The 4,683-nt window shown below is 74.1% G+C and carries 6 protein-coding genes; 3 read left to right on the forward strand and 3 right to left on the reverse strand.

All coding sequences use genetic code 11. The features are described 5' to 3' along the window. The 3 genes from B7767_RS03355 to B7767_RS47685 form a co-directional block, all read right to left on the reverse strand. Nucleotides 1-920, reverse strand: a 920-nt coding sequence (locus B7767_RS03355; protein WP_179167015.1) for a DUF692 domain-containing protein, incomplete at its 3' end; no start/stop codon positions are given. A gap of 107 nt (nt 921-1,027) precedes the next feature. After that, nucleotides 1,028-1,546 (reverse strand): hypothetical protein, encoded by a 519-nt coding sequence (locus tag B7767_RS03360; protein WP_085570793.1) that lies wholly within the window; start codon nt 1,544-1,546, stop codon nt 1,028-1,030. A gap of 51 nt (nt 1,547-1,597) precedes the next feature. Beyond that, nucleotides 1,598-1,915, reverse strand: coding sequence for a hypothetical protein (locus B7767_RS47685; protein ID WP_256923301.1), 318 nt, complete (start codon nt 1,913-1,915; stop codon nt 1,598-1,600). Between the two features lie 204 nt (nt 1,916-2,119). On the opposite strand from B7767_RS47685, the gene B7767_RS03370 reads away from it, so the two are divergent. The 3 genes from B7767_RS03370 to B7767_RS03380 are packed head-to-tail and all read left to right on the forward strand — an operon-like array spanning nt 2,120 to nt 4,610. After that, complete coding sequence (locus B7767_RS03370) at nt 2,120-3,043, forward strand: DUF4129 domain-containing protein (protein ID WP_085570794.1); 924 nt, start codon at nt 2,120-2,122, stop codon at nt 3,041-3,043. A gap of 32 nt (nt 3,044-3,075) precedes the next feature. Continuing rightward, nucleotides 3,076-3,615, forward strand: a complete 540-nt coding sequence (locus tag B7767_RS03375; protein WP_256923302.1) for a hypothetical protein — start codon at nt 3,076-3,078, stop codon at nt 3,613-3,615. After that, nucleotides 3,612-4,610 carry a MoxR family ATPase gene (locus B7767_RS03380; protein ID WP_085570796.1) on the forward strand — a complete coding sequence of 333 codons (999 nt, stop codon included), beginning with the start codon at nt 3,612-3,614 and terminating at the stop codon, nt 4,608-4,610. Before B7767_RS03375 ends, B7767_RS03380 begins: the two co-directional genes overlap by 4 nt. Nucleotides 4,611-4,683: the final 73 nt, after the last annotated feature.

The following is a 4,683-nucleotide window of genomic DNA, read 5'->3' on the forward strand; positions in this document are numbered from 1 at the left end:
GCGAGCGCGAGCCGCTCCCGGGCGGCGTCGGGGGAGCCCTGCCGCGGCCCGGGCCGGACACCCGCGACCGCCGCCGGTTCCGCGTCCCGGCGCTCCGCACCCTCCTCGACCGCCCGCCGGATCGCGCCCAGCTCCCGCTCCATCTCCTCCGCCTCCGGGAAGTTCTCGTCCCGCTCCAGCAGTACACCGGGAGGGGAGACCCGGGAGGCGAGGTCGGTGAGGACCGCGAGCACGGGCTCCGGAACCGGGTGCGCGTGGCTGTCGTGCCACACGCCGTCCCGCTCGAACCCGCCCGCGACATGGACGTACGCGATGGCCTCCAGGGGCAGTCCGTCGAGCGCCTCGGCCGGGTCCTCGCCCCGGTTGACGTGGTTGGTGTGCAGGTTGGCGACGTCGATGAGGAGCCGTACGCCGGTCCGGTCGGCCAGTTCGTACAGGAACTGTCCCTCGGTCATCTCCTCGCCGGGCCAGGAGATCAGCGCGGCGATGTTCTCCACGGCGAGCGGCACGGGCAGCGCGTCCTGCGCGATGCGGACGTTCTCGCACAGCACGTCGAGGGCGTCGCGGGTGCGCGGCACGGGCAGCAGGTGCCCGGCCTCGATCGGCGACGACGCGGTCAGCTCCCCGCCCGCCCGGACGAACGCGATGTGCTCGGTGACGAGCGGCGACCGGAGCGTCTCGGCCCGCTCGGCGAGGGCGGCCAGCCGTCCCCCGTCGGGCCGTTCGGCCCCGCCGAGACCCAGCGAGACCCCGTGCGGTACGACGGTCACCCCCCGCTCGCGCAACCGCGTCAGCGACTCGGGCAGATGCCCGGGGCACACGTTCTCGGCCACGACCTCGACCCAGTCGATCCCCGGCATGCGCTCGACGGCCTCCGCGATCTCCGGCCGCCACCCGATCCCCGTCCCCAGTCGCACCATCGTCCCCTCCTCCACCGGCGTGTCCGGCCCCCCGTAGGTGAGGGGGATATGGCCCCCCGGCGCACCCCCGAACCGTGCCCAGGCCACCTTCAGAGGAACATTTGAGGTTAGGGGCGCGCCGTCCGCGCGAAGCCGGCGAGCGCACGGAAGTCGTCCTCCCGGAGCCCGATCCGCGGATCGACGTGGTGCAGCAGCCCCGCTCCGGGGTGGTGGGCGGCCACGTACGCCCGGTCGAGTTCGCCCTGTTCGTCGTCCACCCAGGCGAAGGGCCGCCCGCCGGCGTGCTCCACCAGCGGGCCGGTCTTCCAGTGCACCCCGTCGGGCCGTTCCCGCAGCAGGGCGTCACCGAAGTCGACGAAGGGAAGCTCGGGCAGTCCGAGCCGGGGACCTATCCACCGGTTGGCGTCCCCCATCCAGGTCGTGGCCCAGCACAGCTCGTACCCGAGCCGCAGGAGAGCCGGCCCGTGCGCCGGATCGAGCCACACCCGCAACGGCCGCCGGGACGACGACAACCCCCGTTCCACCGGCACCCTGAGCGTGACGTACCCGGCGGGGCGTCTCTCCGGCTTGGCCGCGTAGGGATTGAGGGGTCCGTCCACGTCCAGAAAGAGCAGCGGTCGGTTCACGGTGCCTCCCTGGTCATCCGCTCGTGAGCACCCACGGCTGAGGTCCGGGTCTCAGCCGGCCCGGCCGAGCGCGACGACGCGGGAGCCGGGAGTGAAGTCGGCGAAGGACCGTTCCCAGGTCTCGCCGGGCCAGTGGTAGGTCACGCGGCCCTCGGCGGGCCGGTAGCGGGCGGTGCAGACCGTCCCCAGCCCCTCGTCGTACGCGTACTGGTACAGCGGCGGCTCCAGCATCGCCCCCTCCGCCGTCCGGTCCTCCTCGGTCATCCACTCCTCGGCACGCGGCCACATGGCCCGTACGTGGCCGGCCCAGCGGCCGTCGCCGCCGTCGCCGACGTCGATGGCACGGAAGGTCCTCCGCAGCGGGCCCATTCCGGTCGCTCCCTTACGGGCCTCGGGTGAAGTAGGGGCAACCTACTTGATTTCAGGGGCAATTCCCTGACCCGTATCGCCGACGTCGCCAACACCGCATCCGTCCCTCCGACTCTGTCCTCCGACCGGACCCGCCGGGTGGTCCGGCATGTGCCAGGATGCGGTGAACTGGCGTTCGGGAGACGCGTTCAACGGGGGGACGGCATGAACCAAGGGGAGCGGGCGGTGCCCGGACCGGTGGTCGCCGCCGGGGTCGTCGGGGCGCTGGCCGTCGCCGCCCTCGTGCTGCGGCCCGCCGAAGGGCTGCTGCACCCCGGCAAGGGGCCGCTCGGTCACTGGGGCTTCGTCGCGATCGGGGCGTCCGTCGCCTGGACGGCCGGAGTCATGCTGGCCGTCGATCGCCTTCGCCACCGGATCGGCGCCGGCCGCACCGTGCTGTCACCGGGCGAGGAACGGCTGCGGGAGGCCGCCGTGCCGCTGCTGTTCACCGGGGCGGCCGTCATCGGCGTCCTGGCCCTGGTCCTGCACCGGTTCGACCACGACAGCACACCGCCCGGCACCACCACCCCACCGGGGAACCTCCCGCCGCCCTCCCCGCCACCGGGCCTCGACAGGCCGTTGCCCGAGGAGGGTTCGGGACACGGTCCCTCCCTGCCGCTGCACCTCCTGCTCGGTCTGCTGGCCGCGGTCGTCGTCGTGGTCGTCACGGTGGCCGTCGTACGGCGGCTACGACGGCACGGGCTGACGGTGCCGCGGCCCCCCGGCCCCGCGGGCACCCCGGCGGAGGACGACGACGCGAGGCTGCTCCTGTCCGCCGTGCGCTCGGGCCGCCGCGCCCTGGCCGACACCGGTGACGCCCGGGCGGCCGTCATCGCCTGTTACGCCGCGATGGAGGACGCCCTCGTCGCGTCCGGCGTGCAGCGGCGCGCCTCCGACAGCCCCTCCGACCTGCTCACCCGCGCCGCCGGCGCAGGCCTCGCCCCGACTCCGGCCGCACCGCGTCTCACCGCGCTGTTCCGCGAGGCCCGTTACTCCTCGCACCCGATGGACGGCTCGCACCGTGAGGCCGCGGCCGACGCCCTGGAGGAGATCGCCTCGCTGCTCCAGGACCGGGAGGCCGGACGGTGAGCCGGGCCGTGGAAAGGACTTCGGGACGGGACATGCTCACCCCGCGCCGGCTCGGGCTGCTCGGCGGCGCGGTCGCCGGCTCCGGTGTCCTGCTCGTCCTGCTCCTCGACGGACTCCGGGCGGCCGGGGCCGTCGTGACCGTGCTCGTCGTCACGGCGCTGCTCGTCGCCCGGTACGTCGCCGGGGCGGGCGCCTTCGACTCCGGACGGCGGGACGAGGTGAGGCTGTTGCGGACACGGGCGCCGGGCATGGGCGAGTGGCGACGGAACGTGGGGACCGCCACGGGACCCGACGGCGCCCTCTACTACCGCGCGGTGCTCCGGCCCGAACTGCGCCGCCTGTACACCGCCGTACTCGCCGAGCACCACCATGTCTCGCTCGACCACCAGCCCCGGCGTGCCGCCGAGCTGGTCGGACCCGAGCTGTGGCCGTGGCTGGGACACGGGACACCCCGGACCGGACCCGACGGCGACGTTCCCCTGGACGTGCTGCGCCGTCTCGTCGACCGGCTCGAGGCACTCGGCGCACCCCGTACACGCAACCCCCGTACTCGTAAGGAAGAGACCACGTGACGAGTTCCTCCACGCCTCAGCCCCGCACCGCCGGGGAGGTCGGCGAGCAGGCCGGTGCCGTACTGCGCGAGATCGGCCGCGCCGTCGTCGGCAAGTCGGACGCCCTCGAACTGGTGATGCTGGCCGTGCTGGCCGGCGGGCACGTCCTCGTCGAGGACCTGCCGGGGCTCGGCAAGACGCTCCTCGCGCGGTCCTTCGCCACCACGCTCGGCCTGGACTTCCGCCGGATCCAGTTCACGCCCGACCTGCTGCCGTCGGACGTCACCGGAACGCCGCTGTACGACCAGCGCACCGGCAGGATGGTGTTCCACCCCGGCCCGGTCTTCACGCACCTCCTGCTCGCCGACGAGATCAACCGGACGCCGCCCAAGACACAGGCCGCGTTGCTGGAGGCGATGGCCGAGTCGCAGGTGACCGTGGACGGCGAGACCCGGCCGCTCGCCGACCCGTTCCTGGTGATCGCGACCGCCAACCCGGTGGAGTACGAGGGCACCTACTCCCTGCCCGAGGCCCAGCTCGACCGGTTCCAGCTGCGCGTGCGGATGGGATACCTGGCCGCCTCGGAGGAGATGGCGATGCTGCGGGCCCGGATCGACCGGGCCGCACCCGAGGCCGTACTCGAAAGGCTCGCGGGACCGGACGACGTCGTGGCGTGGCGGGCGGTCGTGGAGCGCGTGGAGATCGACGACGACCTGCTGGAGTACGCCGTCGCACTCGTCGGCGCGACCCGCGACCACCCCCAGATCAGCATCGGCGCCTCGCCGCGCGGCGGTCTCGCCCTGGTGCAACTCGCGCGCGCCCGCGCCGTGCTGGACGGCCGGGACTACGTCGTCCCGGAGGACGTCAAGGGCCTCGCGGTGCCCGCGCTGGCCCACCGGGTGTCGTTGCGACCGGAGTTGTGGGTGCGCGAGATGTCCACGGACGACGTGCTGCGGGAGATCGTCGACAGCGTCGGCACGCCGTCCACGCGGCGTACGGCCGCCGTGTCGTCGTGACCCCGCCCGCGCCGCGGCCGAGCGCCGCGGTGGTCCGCGCCCTGGAGGGGCGCAGCGGTCCGGCGCAGCCACC

The organism is Streptomyces sp. 13-12-16 (genome assembly GCF_002114215.1).
Lineage (GTDB): Bacteria > Actinomycetota > Actinomycetes > Streptomycetales > Streptomycetaceae > Streptomyces.